This window comes from Parabacteroides caeci (assembly GCF_023656795.1).
GTDB classification, from domain to species: domain Bacteria; phylum Bacteroidota; class Bacteroidia; order Bacteroidales; family Tannerellaceae; genus Parabacteroides; species Parabacteroides segnis.
Map to the genome: position 1 here is coordinate 42634 of NZ_JAMOKT010000036.1, position 17496 is coordinate 60129.

Consider the following 17496-nt stretch of genomic DNA (forward strand, 5'->3'; position numbering starts at 1 on the left):
AAAGTGAGTTGATTTATGAATAAAGACAAAGCTCTCTTCCGCCAGGAAAGGGAGAAATTATTGTTGACAGGTGAGATTCCCCGCTTATTTATGAAGTATGCACTTCCCGGTGTTGCGGGATTGTTGTTCTTGGGTATACAATCTGTGATCGACGGGATTGTGTTGGGACGTTTCGTAGGAGCCAATGCGCTTGCCAGTGTGAATCTGGTTTTGCCGTGTTACAGTTTGATTTCGGCATTTGCAATCGTGATGGGTATCGGGGGGCAAACCCTCGTCAGTATCAGCCTCGGAAGAGGGGATAAGCAGGAGGCTAATAACGCTTTGCGCTCAGTATTCGTGTTTTTGCTGGGGATGTCCGTGGTGGTGAGCCTGGTTATTTTTCTGTCAGCAGGAAAGATTGCTTCTTTTTTGGGGGCGAACGAAGTGTTGTTACCCGATGCGGTACATTATATACGGGTGCTCGTTCCTTTCTTCCCGCTGCTGTGTGCGATGTTTTTCGGTGACTACATAATCAAGGCGATGGGGCATCCGTTGTATGCGACCTCTGTTATGGGGATGACTGTGGTTCTGAATATTGTTCTGGACCTCGTGTTTGTTGCCGTTCTGGGGTGGGGCGTTATGGGAGCCGGACTGGCTACCGGTATTGCTTTTACGATGGGAGCCTGTTTTAACGTGCCCCGTTTGTTTTCACGTCATGAAGTGGTTGCCGTGCAGCGTGGACGCTATGACCAGCGGCTGGTATGGAATGCCTTCTATAACGGTTCGTCCGAAGGTATGTCGGAGTTGTCGGTGGCGATTACGGTATTTCTTTTCAATATTACCATGATGAGGTATCTGGGAGAGAGTGGGGTGGCTGCATTTACGGCAATCAATTATATATTGTTTATCGGAACGACCGTATTCCTTGGTATATCGGATGGGATCATTCCTATTATCGGGTATAATTACGGGGCCGGACAACAGGAACGTATCAAATCGATCCTGAAATTGGCGGCGCAGACTAATTCGCTGATCGGGATCGGTTTGTTTTTGCTGTTGTTGCTGTTTGGCGAGCAGGTGATCGGACTCTTTTTCAAGGATCATGGGAGCGAGGCTTTTGAGATTGCTTCGAGGGGTGTTTCGATTTATTGTTTCGCTTTCTTGTTGTGTGGACTGAATATATTGGCTTCCAGCTATTTTACGGCGATAGGGAATGCTAAGATATCTATTATTATCTCAGCTTTGAGAGGACTCGTATTTGTGGGAATCGGCATACTTGTCCTCCCTGCTGTGTTCGGTATCGATGCCATCTGGTATGATGTACCGATCGCTGAGATATGTACCTTGTCCGTTTCTTTCTGGCTGGTACGTAGGTCGTTATTTAATAATCGGAGCAATTAGCCGGTATCCTTTTTCATTCGGATGCAATCCGTCGGAGAAGAGGGATTCGTCTATCTTTCCGTTGGGTAGGAGCAAGGCTGGCCCTGCATCGCCGAACAGGCAGTTTTCCTCCTCGGCCATCGTCCGGATATTCCGGTTGATGTTTTTCACCCAGTCCTCATGTTCGCGACGGGGAAGGATACCCATTACCTGGATCGTTGCTTTCGGCTGGCGGTTACGAACGGCTGTGATAAGGAATCGTAGACCTTCTACAATGTCTTCGTCCGTACTGGAACTCATGTTGTTTGTTCCGATCATCAGGACGACCTTCTCTGCTTCGTAACCGTCCAGTTCATCGTGGTAGATACGCCAGAGTGCGTTTTCGATGCGGTCGTAACCATATCCCAGGTTCTGGAAATCGGCGGCTGCCATGTATTTCTTCCAACTTTCCGGACCTCTGCTTATCGGACCGGCTGGTTCGCCTCCCCAGAAATGCGTAATTGAATTGCCTATGATAACGGCTTTGGGAGGGTGCTGCTTGATATGGCTTATTATTTCGCGATGGCGTTTTTGCCATTCGTAATTGTTCGGTTCGCGGCGTTGGGTTACCGGTTGGCAGGTAGGGCGGTTACCTTCCGGGATACGGAGTATTTCACGTACTTTCTTTTCTACGGCTGTTGCCTGAGCCTGTGCGCCCAGGTCGGAGGGGTGTACGTAATCTACCCAGGCGTCCGGCGAGTAATCGAGCTCGTCGTGTGTCAGGTAGTAGAGGTCTTTCACACCTTCCGATTGTAGTATTTCGAACCCTTTTTGCGAACCTCTGTTGAGGCGGGTATATAGTTCATATTGTCCCTTGTCGGTCGGTGCATTGCTATATCCGGCGTGTTCGACAAGCAGGATGGGAGCGTTGCGGGTCGCCCTGATTTGTTTTACGGCGGCAACGACCAGGTCTGTAACTTCCTGTTCGGTGTTTGGTGTCAGGTTAGGCAGGCAATCCAGGATATATATACGTGCATCCTGCTCTATGATGTAGTTCAGCACTTCCTTTTCCAGTTTCCCGTTTCCGGAAAATCCCAGGTTGATAAGCGGATAGCCCAGCGAACGTTGCAGGATATTGGCCCAGGCCATAGCCGGACGGGAGGAACAGGCTCCTTGTGCGATGGAGGTACCATAGAGTACGACCGGCTTTTCCGGCGATTGCGGGATAAAGGTCAGTTCGCTGTCTTCGGGAGTGCCGATCTCCATCCATTCTACCGTATTATATAAAGGTAAGTAAAGACGGTATTCAAACCCACGGTTATGATAGCTGTCCTGACCTAAATTCCTGTAACTGTATGTTATGGTATCTCCGAAAGAATAGTTTCCGAAACAAAAGCCCCATTTCCCGTCGCTGTCAATACTGTACAGGTCAACGCCGGATACACCGGTACTTTGCATGTGCGGCATATTCAATCCGCCACTCACTTTGTAGCGGACGGTGATCTGTGGGGCATTACTATAAAAGTGGATCGCTAACCCGGCCGAGTTGCGGGAGAGGTTCCATACGGCAGGTCTTATTTCCTTCTCTGCCCGGTCAGGCAGGCGGACATATTTGTAACCTATTTCATCAGGCCAGCCCTGGTTTTGTACTACAGGAAAACCTGCATCCATCGGATTCTGCCATTTCCATTGTGCCCCGGCAGAAAGGCATGCCATACAGAAAAATAGTAGACAAAAGAGTCTTTTCATGGTCGTTATTATGTGTTTATGTTACTTTTTGATACGATATTGACAAAGATAAAACAATTTCAGGAATTCTATTTTTATTTATTCATGTATATTTGCCAGAGTTAAACAAAAAGTAAAAATACCATGAAAGTACAAGCACTGCTCGTATTCCTTCTAGCCGGAAGCATGTCGTTGATGGCTCAGAAGAGTTATCAGTTACAATCGCCGGACAGAAAACTGCAAACGGTAGTTACCGTAGGTGATAATGTAGAATTTTCCCTGACTCATGACGGGACAGAGGTCCTGGTACCATCTGCAATCTCCATGACTTTACAGAATGGAGAAGTTTTGGGAGTAAAACCGAAAGTATCGAAAGTAACCAAAGGGTCGGTAGACAAAGTGATCCCTTCTCCTTTCTATAAGAAGACGGAAGTAAGCGATATCTATAATGAAATGACGATTTCTTTCCGTGGAGATTACAGTATTGCCTTCCGCTTATATAACGATGGACTGGCTTATCGTTTCATTACCCGTAAGAAAGGGGAAATTGTCGTTGCAGACGAAGCGGCAACCTATAACTTCTCGACAGACCATAAGACATTTTCTGCTTATGTGAACAGTACGAAGCCGACATTCGAAGAACAGTTCTCCAACTCGTTTGAACAACCTTATGTGAATGAAGTTATCACCAAACTGAACGACAAGCGTTTGATGATCCTCCCTTATCTGGTGGATCTGGGTAACGGAAAGAAACTATGTATCACCGAAGCCGATTTGGAAGACTATCCGGGTATGTTCCTGAACAATGCAACAGATAAGCCCTCTCTGAAATCTGTGCATGCCCCTTATCCGAAGGTAAAACAGCAGGGGGGACATAACCGCCTTCAGATGCTGGTCAAGGAACGTGAAAATTTTATAGCTAAAACTAAAGGAAACCGTTCGTTCCCGTGGCGCGTATTTGTCGTTTCTGAAAATGACAAGCAACTGGTCGATTGCGATATGGTGTATCGCCTGGCTTCTCCTTCCCGTGTAAGTGATGTTTCCTGGATCAAACCGGGTAAGGTTGCCTGGGACTGGTGGAACGACTGGAACATTTACGGAGTGGACTTCCGTGCCGGCATCAATAACGATACTTATAAGTATTATATTGACTTCGCTTCCGAACATGGCATCGAATATGTAATTCTGGATGAGGGCTGGGCTGTTAACCTGGAAGCAGATTTGCTGAAAGTCATCCCGGAAATTAATATGGAAGAAATCGTATCGTATGCCAAATCGAAGAATGTGGATATTATCCTTTGGGCAGGCTTTTATGCTTTCGACCGTGATATGGAGAATGTGGTGAAGCATTATGCGGATATGGGTGTCAAAGGTTTCAAGGTCGACTTTATGGATCGTGATGATCAGGAGGTGATTAATTTTTTGTATCGCTCGGCAGAAACTTGTGCCAGATATAAGATGTTGGTTGATTTCCATGGCGTATGTAAACCGACCGGTTTGCAGCGTACTTATCCGAACGTAATCAATTATGAAGGGGTGAATGGTTTGGAACAATTGAAATGGTCGCCTGCCTCTTACGATATGGTTACTTACGACGTAACATTCCCGTTCATCCGTATGGTTGCCGGTCCGGTGGATTATACACAGGGGGCTATGCGGAATGCAACCCGTGCCAACTATCGTCCGGTCAACTCCGAACCGATGAGCCAGGGTACCCGTTGCCGCCAGCTGGCTACTTATGTGATTTTCGAATCGCCTCTGAATATGCTTTGTGATAATCCGACCAATTATATGCGTGAAAAAGAATGTACCGAGTTTATCGCAAACATCCCGACCGTTTGGAACGAAACACAGGTGCTCGATGCAAAAGTATCCGAATATATCGCTATAGCCCGCCAGCACGACGATATCTGGTATCTGGGTACCCTGACTAATTGGGAACCGCGTGAGATGGAACTGGATCTTTCTTTCCTGGGCGACGGCAATTACAAACTGGAACTTTTCAAAGACGGTATCAATGCCGACCGTGCCGCCTGTGATTATAAAAAAGAAATCATCCCGGTTCCCGCCGACCGTAAACTGAAGATCAAAATGGCTCCGGGCGGCGGATATGCTGCAAAGATCTATAAATAACCGACTTCCCGGTGCATGGAATAAGCGTTCGAACCGTCCGCATAATAATTGTTTATTGTGCGGACCGGTTCGAATTTGTTTTTTTGGTAAAGACGGAGCGCTGCCGGATTTGAGACGTTTACTTCGAGCGTAATCTTTGGATGATTATGCTGTCTGGCAAATTCGATCGTTTTGTCTATCAGGTGCTGCCCCAGCTTCTGTCTTCTGAAACCGGGATGTACGGCTAAAGAATAGATGCGCAGATTGGGGGTATGATCGTTTTGCAAGAGAGAAACATAGGCTACTATTCTCTCTTGGTATTCAACGATATAAAACATTCCTTTAGCTTTTGTGATCAGATAGACGAATTGTTTTTTGGAGAAACTGTCCGGACCGAAACAAGATGTCTCTATTCTCATAATCCCGTCCAGGTCTGCCCGGGTTGCCTGCCTGGTTATAATCTCCTGTTCCATCTTTTAGAAGTGTTTCATATCTAACATACGTCCGAAGTGATTCAGTATCCTGTAATACAGGTCATCGCCCAGTACAGCGTCTTCGATACCGTGGTCGATACTCGGATTATCGTTGATCTCGATAACCATGGCGCGGTCGTTGACCATTTTCATATCGACTCCGTATAATCCTTTTCCGATAAATGAAGTCGCTTTGACCGCCGTGTCGAGTACTTTACGGGGAACCTGATAAATAGGAATGGTATCGACCAGTCCGCACCGGCTTCTTCCCGAATCATAATGACAGTAGATTTGCCAGTGTCCTTTGGCCATATAATATTTGCAGGCAAACAACGGCTCACCGTTCAGGATGCCGATCCGCCAGTCGAACTCAGTCGGAGTAAATTCCTGGGCGAGGAGGATGGACGACTTTTCAAACAGCAGGTCGAGTGCTGCTTCCAGTTCCGCTTCGTTGGTTACCTTCTTCATCCCGAAAGAGAAAGAACCATCCGGAATTTTCAGGATGAACGGTGATCCTAACTGACTGCTGATCTGTTCGAATGTATTTTCGTTTGACTTGAATATCAGCATCGAGAGGGGAGCCGGTATCTTTTCCTTTTCAAATAATTCATTCAGGAATACTTTATTTGTGCACCGTATGATGGATAACGGATCGTCTATCACGACCATTCCGTTCTGCCTTGCCAATTGCGAAAGCCGGAAGGTGTAATGGTTCAGTGATGTCGTCGTACGTATAAATAATGCATCGAACTCCATCAGGCGGGTGGCATCTTCTTCCGTGATCAGTTCGGCATGTATATCCATCTTTTTGGCTACTTCCAACAGTTTGTTTATGGCCTGTTTGTTGCTGGGCGGGAACTTTTCCTCCGGATCGTATAATACAGCCAGGCTATACCGGGCGGATTTAACGGTTTGAGGCGCACGCCATACCTTTTTGTTGAAACGGTCGAGCGCTTCAGCGAAGAAACTTTGTTCTTCATCGTTCAGTTGTTCCAATGACAAGAGTTGAATGGATTCGATCTGGTTCTTAACCCGGGTATTAAAACTGATCCTAAGGAGGGGAGCAGGATAGTTTTCGAAGATGAACCGGGCAATTTTCTCCAGCCCTTTTTCCTGGCAAGTTCCGAAATAGAGGTTCAGATACCAGATATTATCGGTAATATTGTTTTTCTGTATCCATTGATAACAGAGCTTCTGTAAGTTCCGGTCCATGCGGACACCCGCCCCGGCTTCCAGCTTATTGATGATATCTACTCCGGGAATCACCTTGTGTCCTCGGGTTTGAGCCAGTAATGAACAGTAATATCCTTCGGAATTATAACTGTAGTCATTACTGAGGTTGATGACAAATTTACTCCCCTTTTCTTTTTGGAGAGATTTGTTTTTTAAATAATCGGAAACAGTTAAGATACTGCTTGTCTTGTAATACGGTTTCCAATCATTCAGACTGTCTAAAAGAATCAGCACATTATTCATATTGAATATTAAAATGAGTGCGCAAAAATAGACAAATAAATCAATCTGTAATGCGAATAATCATTAATTATTAAAAGCACTTTTTGCTGATTGAGTCTCAGGGGGGTGTTTCCTGTCACATTTAACTTCCAATCACGTTGCTCATGTTGTTAAACATCTTGATTTTTACGGTTTGGATGTAGAAATGTTTACTTTTGTTGAAACATAAATATTATAATAATGGAAATAGATGAGTTGAACGCAGAGATAGAGAAGATGGAGAAGTCTATCGCTAATGCAAAGAAGAAAGTAGAATCATGTGAAAAGAAGAGAAAAAAGCTTTTGCAAGAGGTCTATAATAACAAGTATTTGCGGCTTTCAGAATTACAAATTTGTTATGTAAGAGAAATATACCGTTTGGATCTTGATAGGTATGACGTTATTGATTTTAAAGGCTTTTATGCTGGATTTAGATATGGTATATTTGAATATGAAAATTCTGATGAATATACAAACAGAAGAGAAAATTATTGTGAAATAATAATAAAGGATGAACCAGAAATAATCACTGAAGAAGAATTTTGTGATATACTTAAAATTATTCATACTAAGTTGGATGAAAAATTGTTTTCTAAATTTGCAAAGTCTAAGTAGATGGAGTATTATCACTTTGCAGTCAAAATGTCATTTTGTTATTTATCTGTCTTTTGTGTATCTTCTTGCAGTAGTGGCGTGGGAAGCGCCGGGGTGAAAGCGGTGCTCGACCGTTTGAATGTAGTACTGGTGCGCCATTTGCAGCATGGCCGCCGGGTGAGTGTGGGGGAATTGGGTACGTTCCGTTATACGATCGGTTCTCCCGGGGTAATTGATGAGAAAACTTTTGATACAAACCTGATTCGCGAACCTAAAGTTCGGTTTTATCCGGGAAAGGCACTCCGGGGACTATCAAGAGCCAGGCTAGTTTTGAGAAGCTGGTCGAGAAGAAAGACGAAGAGAAGGAAGAAGAGAATGGCGGAAGCAGCGATAGACCGGAGATCGAATAATTGAGAATTCATAATTAGAGATTCAATGTTTAGATTATGAAACGTCTTCTGCTGTCCGTCAGTCGCTCTGTTATTTGGCCATTCATCTGTTGGAACCATTGAGGCAGTTCAATGGCAGGCCAATTGCAGTATTGAGTGGTTACCGTAGTGACTCTGTAAACCGTCTGGCCGGTGGTGTCAGTACCGGCCGGCAATATCCGGCAGAGATAGCTTTATTGCAAGGAAACAAACATCACAGCATAACCGACACAATCCGAAAATCAGTACAAACAGTCATCGTCAGTGAGTATTTGGATAGTAGCTTTCGTCCTGTTAGCCGGAGCATGCCTGGGGTTCGGAAACCCATCACAAACATGAGATTATTAGCCACTTCATTAGGGGTGGAGTGGCTTTGATATGGAGGATAGTATAGTAATCCAATTATTAAAGCGTGGACACTTAGCTTTTATTCCGGTTAAACCTATTGCTTCAGCCAGAATATTGCCGTATACGATTTTGTTATATCCTTTAATGATTCGTTTAAGTCTTTTGGACGGAGCCGTGTCCGGGCAGTTGTTAATCATCTCCGGATTATCAAATTCTCTGAAAATAGCTTCTAATTCTTCTCTGTCAAGAATCTCATCATCGTTGAATAGCAAATCAAAAATTTCGAGATTATAAAAAAGAATCCCTTCAAATTCGTGTAATTGCATATAAGGAATGAAACGATATCTGAGATTTTCCTCTATCGACTCGCTCATCTTATGTTCTAAAAAATCAAGTCTGGAATTCTTATCTGTAATCGCTAATGATTCTTCCCAGCCAGGAAATTCATATTTTTGATATAAGCCATAATAATCTATCAATAAAGTAACATATGCTGTTGTATCCTGTTTGAGATGATTCTCTATTTGTTTTTTCAGTATGTTCCATCTTACAATTCCGCCATTACTATGTTTGATTAATGGGGATTGAACATATATTTGTTGTTTCTGAAAGTATGGAGTCAATGTTTTTTTGCAGAACTCTTCTTCAGTAGGACCTTCGCATATAATTATAATTCGTTCCATGGTATTCAATAATTAGGTTGGCCTGACGTTATTATATTCCTTTTCCACAAATCATCTACCGTATACTCATCAAGCCATACAGACAGGGATTCAGAGTCCAGTCTCCTGAATACAGATTCACCGTTGATCCGGTCTACCGTTATAATGTCTTCAGGTTCAAAGTGACTTATTAAATCGGTCGATTGTGTTGCTAATATGACTTGGCATTGCTTGGATGCAACAGACTTTATTAAACCGGCTAATTTGGATATGGCAGCAGGATGCAGACCTAATTCGGGTTCATCGATAATAATAGTCTGAGGTAATTCCGGTTGCATAAAAAGTGTAGCTAAAGCGATGAACCTGATTGTTCCGTCTGATAAGTCATTTACACCATATATGACATTACTGAATTTATCCTTCCATTGTAATCTGATATAATTTTCCTTGTTAGGCTGGAAAAAGAAATCAGAGAAATAAGGAGCAACGCTTTGAATCGTTGAAATGATCCGTAGATAGACTTTGGGATTTTCTTTTTGTATATTATATAGAAATGCAGCCAGGTTTTCACCTTTCTCATATAAGAAGTAAATGTCATTTTCTATATGGCTCATTAATGTGAAAGGAGATTTTGCTCCGGTATCATGAAAGTGATATTTTCTGAAACCATTTAAATATTGAATGACATATTTTGCCCTGAAATTATCAGTTGTTTTAATTCTCGCTTCTGTTGAATATGCACTGATGTCGCTTCCTTTGTCTCTATTGTATATTAATCTTTCATCAGTGAATATCAATTTTTCTTCCCCAGCTTTTAATGTTGCAGAATAACCATTTACCCCTCCGTTAAACTCAACATTGAAATAAATCCGATCTGTTACATCTTTGCCTTCAAACAAGATTTTGTCTTCTCCCCCCCTTAAGGAAATGTATTCCTGCAAATTCCTGTTATATAGTCGGTTTAGAAATTCAAAGAAAGAAATGAAATTACTTTTCCCGCTACCATTTGATCCAATGAGTATATTAATGTCTTTAAAATCAACTTTTTGTTCTTTTATCGACTTATATCCTTTAATTTCTATATAATCCATTATATGTATAATTAATATTCAAATGATATCCTTTTCCTTTGTCTTGTAAGCACAGCCTGATATTACGGTGGTAATTAATGCGGCTGTGATATTTGCAAAGTTAATCATTTACTATGAACTGGACAATATATATATTTTATTGGAGTGATTAATTCATTTCGGGGTTCCTGCAATTACAAATTCAGGAAAATCTGGTGGAGTTTGGATTATTAAAAAAGGTGTGCCAATTCACGTTGGCACACCTACAAAGCGAGAATTATATGTGAGTTGGGGTTAGGGTACATTTGTTTTCGGCGACAAATGTAGAAGTCCCTGATTTAACCACAAAATATATTTCACAGACGACATTAAAGTGCTGTTGAACGGCATAATTTCTTTTTGAGGAGTTGGTGGCAAGCGAAAATGGGTATAAAAAAACAGAAGGATTAGAAAAACTTTCTAACCCTTCTGTTCTGTGAGGTTCCTGGCGGATTCGAACCGCCGTACATGGTTTTGCAGACCACTGACTAAGCCACTCATCCAAGGAACCGGATATCAAATTCAATTATAAAGAGGTTCCTGGCGGATTCGAACCGCCGTACACGGTTTTGCAGACCGCTGACTAAGCCACTCATCCAAGGAACCATCTATTTCAAATAGCGTCTTATCGTTTTTGCGAGTGCAAAGAAAGGTATTATGTTTGAGATATGCAAATCTTTTTCATACTTTTTGCAGGCGTTGATTGTTGCAGAACTAAGGAAAAAGAAGTTACTTTGTCCCCTGTTAGTATAAATATAAAGGAATGAATTATATAGAAACGGAAATACCCGGTGTCTGGATCATTGAACCTAAGGTGTTTAATGACGCACGGGGATATTTTATGGAAGCATTTAAACAATCTGAGTTTGAACAACACATCGGTAAAGTGAATTTTATTCAGGATAATGAGTCCTGTTCTTCCAAAGGAGTACTTAGAGGATTACATTATCAATTGGCTCCCTATTCGCAGTCGAAGTTGGTGCGGGTGATCACAGGACGTGTTCTGGATGTTGCCGTCGATTTGCGTGCCGGATCTCCGACATTCGGAAAATATGTATCGGTTGAACTTTCGGCAGAGAATAAACGACAGTTCTTTATTCCGCAGGGATTTGCTCATGGATTCCACGTATTGAGCGACGAAGCGATTTTTACTTATAAAGTGGATAACCCTTATATGCCCAGCCATGAAAAAGGACTTCGTTTTGATGATCCGGCGATAGGAGTGGATTGGGGAATTACAGATATCAATGCTGTAAATTTATCAGAGAAAGATACAAAAGCGCCTCTGTTCAGTGAGGCGGAATATAATTTTACATTTAAATAATACGGACGATGAAGACTTATCTGGTTACCGGTGCTGCCGGTTTTATTGGTGCTAACTTTATCAAATATATGCTGGCAGAGCATCAGGATATAAAGATTGTAGTTCTCGACTTGCTGACTTATGCAGGAAATCTGGGTACGATAGCAGGAGATATCGATGGCGAACGTTGTGAGTTTGTGAAAGGCGATATCTGTGACCGTACGTTGGCTGATGAACTTTTTGCTAAGTATAATTTTGATTATGTAGTTAATTTTGCAGCAGAAAGTCATGTGGACCGTAGTATTGAAAATCCGCAGTTATTCCTTGTAACTAATATTCTGGGAACACAAAATTTACTGGATGCAGCCCGCAGAGCCTGGGTGACGGGGAAAGACGAGGCCGGTTATCCTCAGTGGCGTGAAGGCGTACGTTTCCATCAGGTCTCTACAGATGAGGTTTACGGTAGCCTGGGTGCGGAAGGTTATTTCCATGAAACGACTCCGCTGGATCCGAGAAGTCCGTACAGTGCCTCCAAAACAAGTGCCGATTTATTTGTAAAAGCGTATTTCGATACTTATAAAATGCCGGTAAGCATTACCCGTTGTTCCAATAATTATGGCCCTTATCATTTTCCGGAAAAACTGATTCCTCTTATTATAAAGAATATCCTGGAAGGAAAATCCCTGCCGGTATATGGTGACGGGAAGAATGTAAGAGACTGGTTGTATGTGGAAGATCATTGCAAGGCTATCGATGCTGTTATTCATCGTGGACGGGTAGGAGAAGTTTATAATGTAGGTGGTCATAACGAAAAGCAAAACATTGAGATTGTAAAACTGACGATCAGCACAATCCATCGCTTAATGACCGAACAGCCTGAATATCGCCAGGTGCTGAAAAAGAAAGAGATCGGTCCGGACGGGGAAATTGCTGTCGACTGGATTAATGAAAGCCTGATTACTTTTGTGAAGGACCGCCTCGGACATGACATGCGTTATGCTATTGACCCGACGAAAATATCTGAAGAACTTGGCTGGACTCCTGAAACGACATTTGAAGTCGGCATCGTAAAAACAATCCGCTGGTATCTGGAAAACCAACAGTGGGTAGAAGACATCACGGGGGGCGATTATATGAAATATTACGACCGGATGTACTCCGGCCGTGAATTATAAAGCATTGGTTTCTCCTTCCGAAGGAGTTACCGTATGATTAGGAGAGAGGCTGCTCACCAGTTCGGGAGCAGTCTCTCTTATTTGGTTACGTATCGATTCCCGTATTTCTTTCCGGACATTTGTACGCGTACTGTCCAACTCCGCTTCTTTAGCCGGTTTGAAAAGGTCTTTGTAGCGGCACTTTACAATTTTATATTTGAAATCATCCAGATTACCGGTGATGTCGATTCCGAGTTTAAACGGAACCGGCGATTTGAGTACAGACAGATGATAGTTGAAGGTCATATCCAGGTTATGAGTTCCTCCGACGGCTACTTTATATCTGTCCATTTCCACCAGGAAGGGGAATACTTCTATTTTATTGTCTTTGATGGCCAGATCGACCGATATACTGTCGATAACATTCCGCTTCTTGTTCTTGAACATAAGCGTCTTGGATATTTCAGTAAAAGTTTCACCGTCCAGCAGCACCATGTTTTCCCCATGCAGATAGCAGGCTGAGTGCAGGGAAGGGAGTTCCAGCGACATGGTGGAATCCATCTTACAGGTTGCCGTCACCTGGCAGTCGACCACTCCTTCGAAAGAACGCAACATCGGGACAAGTGTGTCGATGGCCGGATACAGTCCGATCAGTTTCTCGACCATTACATCTTCCATATCGAGATCGAAGCCGGCGGATGCCCCGCTATTGTCTTTAGCCGTGTAGAACATGGTCATGTTTCCGCGACCGATATTTGAATCCATCTTAAGGTTGCTAAGATTGATGCTTTGATCACGGATGATTACTTCACCGAGTACATTGGTAAGTTCGGCATCCTTGAAGTCGATCTTTTGGGCGTTTGTGTGAAGCGTTATGTCCAGATAAGCCGGGATGACAAATACCTGGTCTGTTGTATCCAGTGTCGCTGTTGCGATAGAATCCTGCAGAGTATGGGTATCCATGGTAACAAAACTTTCCTCGTCCATTACTGATTGACCGGCTGTAGCGAGATGTTGTTCTGAATATTGCATGCCGGAGTTCATCGCTTTCATTAGCTGGTTACAGTCGATATAATCGGATGTCAGTGAGAAGTTACCCCGTAGTTTCCCTCCCCGTAGCATGGCCTGGCGGATACGGTTTATTTCTCCGTTCAGCATAAAATCACTTTTTCCCAGATGCAGGTGGGCATTGGTAAGTGTAATATCGTTGGTATTGAATTTCATGGTAGTCTGGTCCATTCGTATGGGGATGGGCAGCAGGCGGCTGACCCCCCTCATTTTATTGAAGGAGAGGCTGCCACGGACTTCCCAGCGACGTAATAATTGCGTTGTCACGTCGGTGGTATCCGTTTGGATTTGACCGGGTGTCCTTTTGCGGCGTGTACGTGCCTGTCTGGTTGTATTGGCCTGCGATGTCGTATCGGTCCGGGCAAGCCTGCGCTGGCGTACGGCATCCCGGTAGGGGAGTGCTTCTAGATTGAATGTGTTTCCGGAAAGTATCATTCCGGTACGTATCGGCAGGATGAAGTAACGCAGGGTATCGACAGAGATGGTGGCGCCTGCAGTGGGTATCCGTTTATTGGAGGCTGATGATTTGATGCCGCCTTTCATGACGGTTTGTCCGGCTACCAGCCATACGGAATCGGGCAGGCGGGTACGCAGATAGTCAAACTTCAATTGTGCAGTCATAGGGATAACGGCCGTTGTATCTATGACAGGCGATGTTTTTGCCTGTATGGCCAGCCGGCTGATATTTGTGTTGATGTCATCCTGGTATTTGATATTCAGGCTGTCTACCGACAATGACATGCTTAACAGGTCTTTAGTCTCCAGATAAGAACTGCCCTGTTGGGTGGAGTCGACCGAGAAGCCAGCATTTGTTATAAAGACATCCATACCTAACGGTTTGCTATAAGCCTTCAGCGTATCTATTTTTAACCGGCCTGAAGCGTGAACCTTGCCGTATTGACTGTCCAGTAAGTCATCCACATTAAATGAAGCGGAAAGATCGGCGTCCATTACTCCCTGGAGGAACAGGGTGTCCGGATTTAGGAACTCCTGTGTAAGTCGTGTGAAATCGATTTTACCTTTTATATTGGCGTCGACATTCGGTGAAGTCAGCAGGTTGGTTACTTTTCCACGCATATCCAAAGAGGTTGTCAGTCCTTTTAATCTTAGTTGTTCCAGCGAGACAAAAGATGAATCCGGATACATGCCGTTCAGATGGAGGTCCATATCCATCTGTATGGTGTCGATTCCCTGTTTGAGGCCTTTGACGTGGTAAGAACCGTTTTCTATTTTACAACACAGGTTCACGGATGGAACAATGCTGTCTCCCAGATAACCGTGTATGTTTCCTTCCATGATGATAGCTCCTTTTGCCAGTGTTTTATCTCTGTTTTGGAAATAGGCATCGGGAATGAATTTCAATAAATCGTTCATGTCGGATATTTTGAGTCCGACTTCCATGTCTATTTTAGTCTGTTTCAGCGGCGGTAAACTGCTGACAGAGCCGTTGGCAGTAAAAGGAAGATTGTTAACGAGTAGTTCGGCATCGTTCAATGTGATTGTGTTGAAGTTGTCAGAAAGTAAAAGCTGGCTTTTCAGTTTCAGGGCCAGTTTGTTTTCCAGTGTATAAGTCGGACTGCTGAACAGGATGGAAGTTGAGCCTGTTTCAATATCCAGTTTATTCTTTCCGTCGGTCAGTGAACCATCCAGGTTGAGGAAGAAACCGTTTATTTCAGCAAACAGATCGGCTTCGCGGTCATCATAAGTGAAACGGCCGTTTGTGATGCGTACTTTTTGCAGGTCGATGGGAGGCAACGGCTTTTTACCGGTGTCGGCAGAGTCGGTCTCTGTGGAATAGATATCCCAGTTGGCAGCCCCTTTCTTATTCACATAGCCATAGAAACGGGGCTCTTCGATACTGATTTCGCCTATTGTTATCTTGCCGTTAAAAAGATAATCGGTTGGCCGGAAAGAGATAACGGCGGATTTGAAAGCGATCAGGGAATCGGACGGAATAGCCAGTTCTTCCTTATGCGCCGTTGAATCTTCAGCAGTATGTGAGATCAGATGGCCGTTCGTGAGCCGGATGCCCAGATGCGGGTATGTTTCAAAATAAGTCAGTTCGATCCGCTCGCAATCCAGATGGGCATCAAGAAACTTATTCGTTTGTTCGATGACGAGCGGGGTCAGTTTCTCCGGAGGAAGAACGCCCCAGTTCAAAATACTGAACCCTATACCCGGAAGGATAAAGAACAGGGTAACAGTGATAACGACGATTGTCGTAATTAATTTTTTATTGATCTTCATATTGCCTTCATGTATTGGTTATACAAAAGTATGTAAATAAACCCATATCTTTGTACCTGATAAGTTTATTTAAAAGATTATAGGCATATGGATTTTCGTCTGAAGGTATTTTATAGCGTAGCGACTAACCTGAGTTTTACAAAGGCCTCGAAGGAGTTGTATATCAGTCAACCGGCTATAAGCAAGCATATTCATGAGCTGGAGATGCAATATAAGACACCGTTGTTTGATCGTACCGGTAATCGTATTGTGTTGACCCGGGCCGGCGAATTGTTGTTGTCGCATACCAATACGCTGCTGGCTGCTTACCGGCAACTGGACTTCGAGATGAATCTGCTGACCGATAATATCTGTGGCGACCTGCGTTTGGGGGCCAGTACGACGATTGCTCAGTATGTATTGCCTCCCATCTTGTCTTCCTTTATCCGGAAATTTCCTGATATCCGGACTTCCCTGCTGAATGGTAATAGTCATGATATTGAAAAAGCCCTGTGTGAAGGTAAGATCACTTTGGGGCTGGTGGAAGGAAATGCCCGGCAGAGTTCTCTTCATTATACGCCTTTTATGAAAGATGAACTGGTCGTTATTACACATACCGGGAGTAAACTGGCCCGGTATGAAGAACTGACGTTGGATCAACTTTGCACACTTCCGCTGGTGCTGCGTGAAAATGGTTCAGGGACGTTGGCTGTTTTGGAGTCCACATTGGCCGAACATCAGGTGAAGTTATCCCAACTGAAAGTACTGATGCAGTTGGGAAGTACTGAAAGTATTAAATTGTTTCTGGAAAATTCGGATGCACTGGCAATCGTGTCGGTACGTGCCGTTACCCGTGAACTGATGTCGGGAGTACTAAAAGTGATCGATATCACAGATTTCTCTGCCGAACGTATGTTCTCCTTTGTGCAGCTACAGGGGCAGAGCGGGGGACTGGAAGAGAGTTTCATCCGGTATATGCAAGCCTATAAGTAAATCAGATGTGGATGCCGTAATCGTGTTTCACTTCATCCATCACAAAAGTACTTTCCAGTGAACCGAGGCTGTCTATTGTTCCCAGAACATTGAGGATAAACTCCTGATAGTATTTCATGTTTGGGGCATGGATCTTTAACAGATAGTCGTAGCTGCCTGATATGTTATAACATTCAGTTACTTCGGGGATATCTTGTATGATCCGTGTGAACTCGGTCGCAATCTCCTTGTTCAGTTTGCTGAGCTTGACGCGGCAGAAGACGACAAAACCCAGGTTCAGTTTTTCTGCATCCAATACGGCTATATACTTCTTTATATATCCTCCGTTTTCCAAACGTCTGAGGCGTTCGAAAACCGGGGTCGATGAAAGATTCACCCGGGCGGCAAGTTCTTTTGTTGTCAGCCGGGCATTCTCCTGCAGCGTGCGGAGGATCTGCAAATCCTTTTTGTCTAAAGTCTCCATAGA

Annotated in this window: 14 protein-coding genes, 2 tRNA genes and 1 pseudogene; 8 read left to right on the forward strand and 9 right to left on the reverse strand. The window is 43.8% G+C overall.

The genetic code is table 11. The annotated features are described in order from the left end of the window. Window positions 1-15: 15 nt before the first annotated feature. The gene (locus tag NBH15_RS17490) at window positions 16-1380 is read left to right on the forward strand and encodes an MATE family efflux transporter (RefSeq protein ID WP_128134363.1); all 1365 of its coding nucleotides are present in this window, start codon (window positions 16-18) and stop codon (window positions 1378-1380) included. Here the strand turns inward: NBH15_RS17490 and NBH15_RS17495 are convergent. After that, the gene (locus tag NBH15_RS17495) at window positions 1357-3087 is read right to left on the reverse strand and encodes an SGNH/GDSL hydrolase family protein (RefSeq protein WP_250823177.1); all 1731 of its coding nucleotides are present in this window, start codon (window positions 3085-3087) and stop codon (window positions 1357-1359) included. The two genes, NBH15_RS17490 and NBH15_RS17495, sit on opposite strands and share 24 nt — an antisense overlap. Window positions 3088-3210: 123 nt before the next feature. Between NBH15_RS17495 and NBH15_RS17500 the strand changes: the two genes are divergently transcribed. Further along, complete coding sequence (locus tag NBH15_RS17500; RefSeq protein ID WP_244051131.1) at window positions 3211-5199, forward strand: retaining alpha-galactosidase; 1989 nt, start codon at window positions 3211-3213, stop codon at window positions 5197-5199. On the opposite strand, the gene NBH15_RS17505 is transcribed toward NBH15_RS17500, so the two are convergent. Together NBH15_RS17505 and NBH15_RS17510 are read right to left on the reverse strand one after the other, a co-directional pair. Continuing rightward, window positions 5190-5651 (reverse strand): GNAT family N-acetyltransferase, encoded by a 462-nt coding sequence (locus tag NBH15_RS17505; RefSeq protein WP_224264868.1) that lies wholly within the window; start codon window positions 5649-5651, stop codon window positions 5190-5192. The genes NBH15_RS17500 and NBH15_RS17505 overlap by 10 nt on opposite strands. Window positions 5652-5654: 3 nt before the next feature. Further along, on the reverse strand, window positions 5655-7127 hold the full coding sequence (locus tag NBH15_RS17510; RefSeq protein WP_128134361.1) for a RimK family ATP-grasp domain-containing protein: 1473 nt from the start codon (window positions 7125-7127) through the stop codon (window positions 5655-5657). 219 nt (window positions 7128-7346) lie between these two features. Between NBH15_RS17510 and NBH15_RS17515 the strand changes: the two genes are divergently transcribed. The 3 genes and pseudogenes from NBH15_RS17515 to NBH15_RS17525 all read left to right on the forward strand — a co-directional run bounded on the left by NBH15_RS17515 (window position 7347) and on the right by NBH15_RS17525 (window position 8544). Next, entirely contained in the window at window positions 7347-7760 is a 414-nt protein-coding gene (locus NBH15_RS17515) for a hypothetical protein (RefSeq protein ID WP_128134360.1), read from the forward strand. A gap of 69 nt (window positions 7761-7829) precedes the next feature. Next, a pseudogene (locus tag NBH15_RS17520) lies at window positions 7830-8149 on the forward strand (HU family DNA-binding protein); the annotation flags it as partial. 89 nt (window positions 8150-8238) lie between these two features. After that, on the forward strand, window positions 8239-8544 hold the full coding sequence (locus NBH15_RS17525; RefSeq protein WP_233567264.1) for a D-Ala-D-Ala carboxypeptidase family metallohydrolase: 306 nt from the start codon (window positions 8239-8241) through the stop codon (window positions 8542-8544). Here the strand turns inward: NBH15_RS17525 and NBH15_RS17530 are convergent. The 4 genes from NBH15_RS17530 to NBH15_RS17545 form a co-directional block, all read right to left on the reverse strand. Beyond that, a complete protein-coding gene (locus tag NBH15_RS17530; RefSeq protein WP_128134359.1) occupies window positions 8524-9198 on the reverse strand; it encodes a DUF4276 family protein in 675 nt (224 codons plus the stop codon). The two genes, NBH15_RS17525 and NBH15_RS17530, sit on opposite strands and share 21 nt — an antisense overlap. 5 nt (window positions 9199-9203) lie before the next feature. Further along, window positions 9204-10268, reverse strand: coding sequence for an AAA family ATPase (locus NBH15_RS17535; RefSeq protein WP_128134358.1), 1065 nt, complete (start codon window positions 10266-10268; stop codon window positions 9204-9206). A 457-nt stretch (window positions 10269-10725) separates the two neighbouring features. After that, window positions 10726-10797, reverse strand: a tRNA-Cys gene (locus tag NBH15_RS17540). 23 nt (window positions 10798-10820) lie between these two features. Next, window positions 10821-10892: transfer RNA gene (locus NBH15_RS17545), tRNA-Cys, on the reverse strand. A gap of 157 nt (window positions 10893-11049) precedes the next feature. Between NBH15_RS17545 and rfbC the strand changes: the two genes are divergently transcribed. After that, window positions 11050-11610, forward strand: a complete 561-nt coding sequence (gene rfbC, locus NBH15_RS17550) for a dTDP-4-dehydrorhamnose 3,5-epimerase (protein WP_128134357.1) — start codon at window positions 11050-11052, stop codon at window positions 11608-11610. A gap of 8 nt (window positions 11611-11618) precedes the next feature. Then, on the forward strand, window positions 11619-12764 hold the full coding sequence (gene rfbB / locus NBH15_RS17555) for a dTDP-glucose 4,6-dehydratase (protein WP_122327918.1): 1146 nt from the start codon (window positions 11619-11621) through the stop codon (window positions 12762-12764). Here rfbB and NBH15_RS17560 read toward each other — a convergent pair. Beyond that, window positions 12759-16058, reverse strand: a complete 3300-nt coding sequence (locus NBH15_RS17560) for an AsmA-like C-terminal region-containing protein (protein ID WP_250823178.1) — start codon at window positions 16056-16058, stop codon at window positions 12759-12761. The two genes, rfbB and NBH15_RS17560, sit on opposite strands and share 6 nt — an antisense overlap. An 87-nt stretch (window positions 16059-16145) precedes the next feature. Between NBH15_RS17560 and NBH15_RS17565 the strand changes: the two genes are divergently transcribed. After that, window positions 16146-17030, forward strand: a complete 885-nt coding sequence (locus NBH15_RS17565; RefSeq protein WP_250823179.1) for a LysR family transcriptional regulator — start codon at window positions 16146-16148, stop codon at window positions 17028-17030. 1 nt (window position 17031) lies between these two features. Here the strand turns inward: NBH15_RS17565 and NBH15_RS17570 are convergent, their stop codons facing one another. Beyond that, window positions 17032-17493, reverse strand: coding sequence for an Lrp/AsnC family transcriptional regulator (locus tag NBH15_RS17570; RefSeq protein WP_250823180.1), 462 nt, complete (start codon window positions 17491-17493; stop codon window positions 17032-17034). Window positions 17494-17496 lie beyond the last annotated feature (3 nt).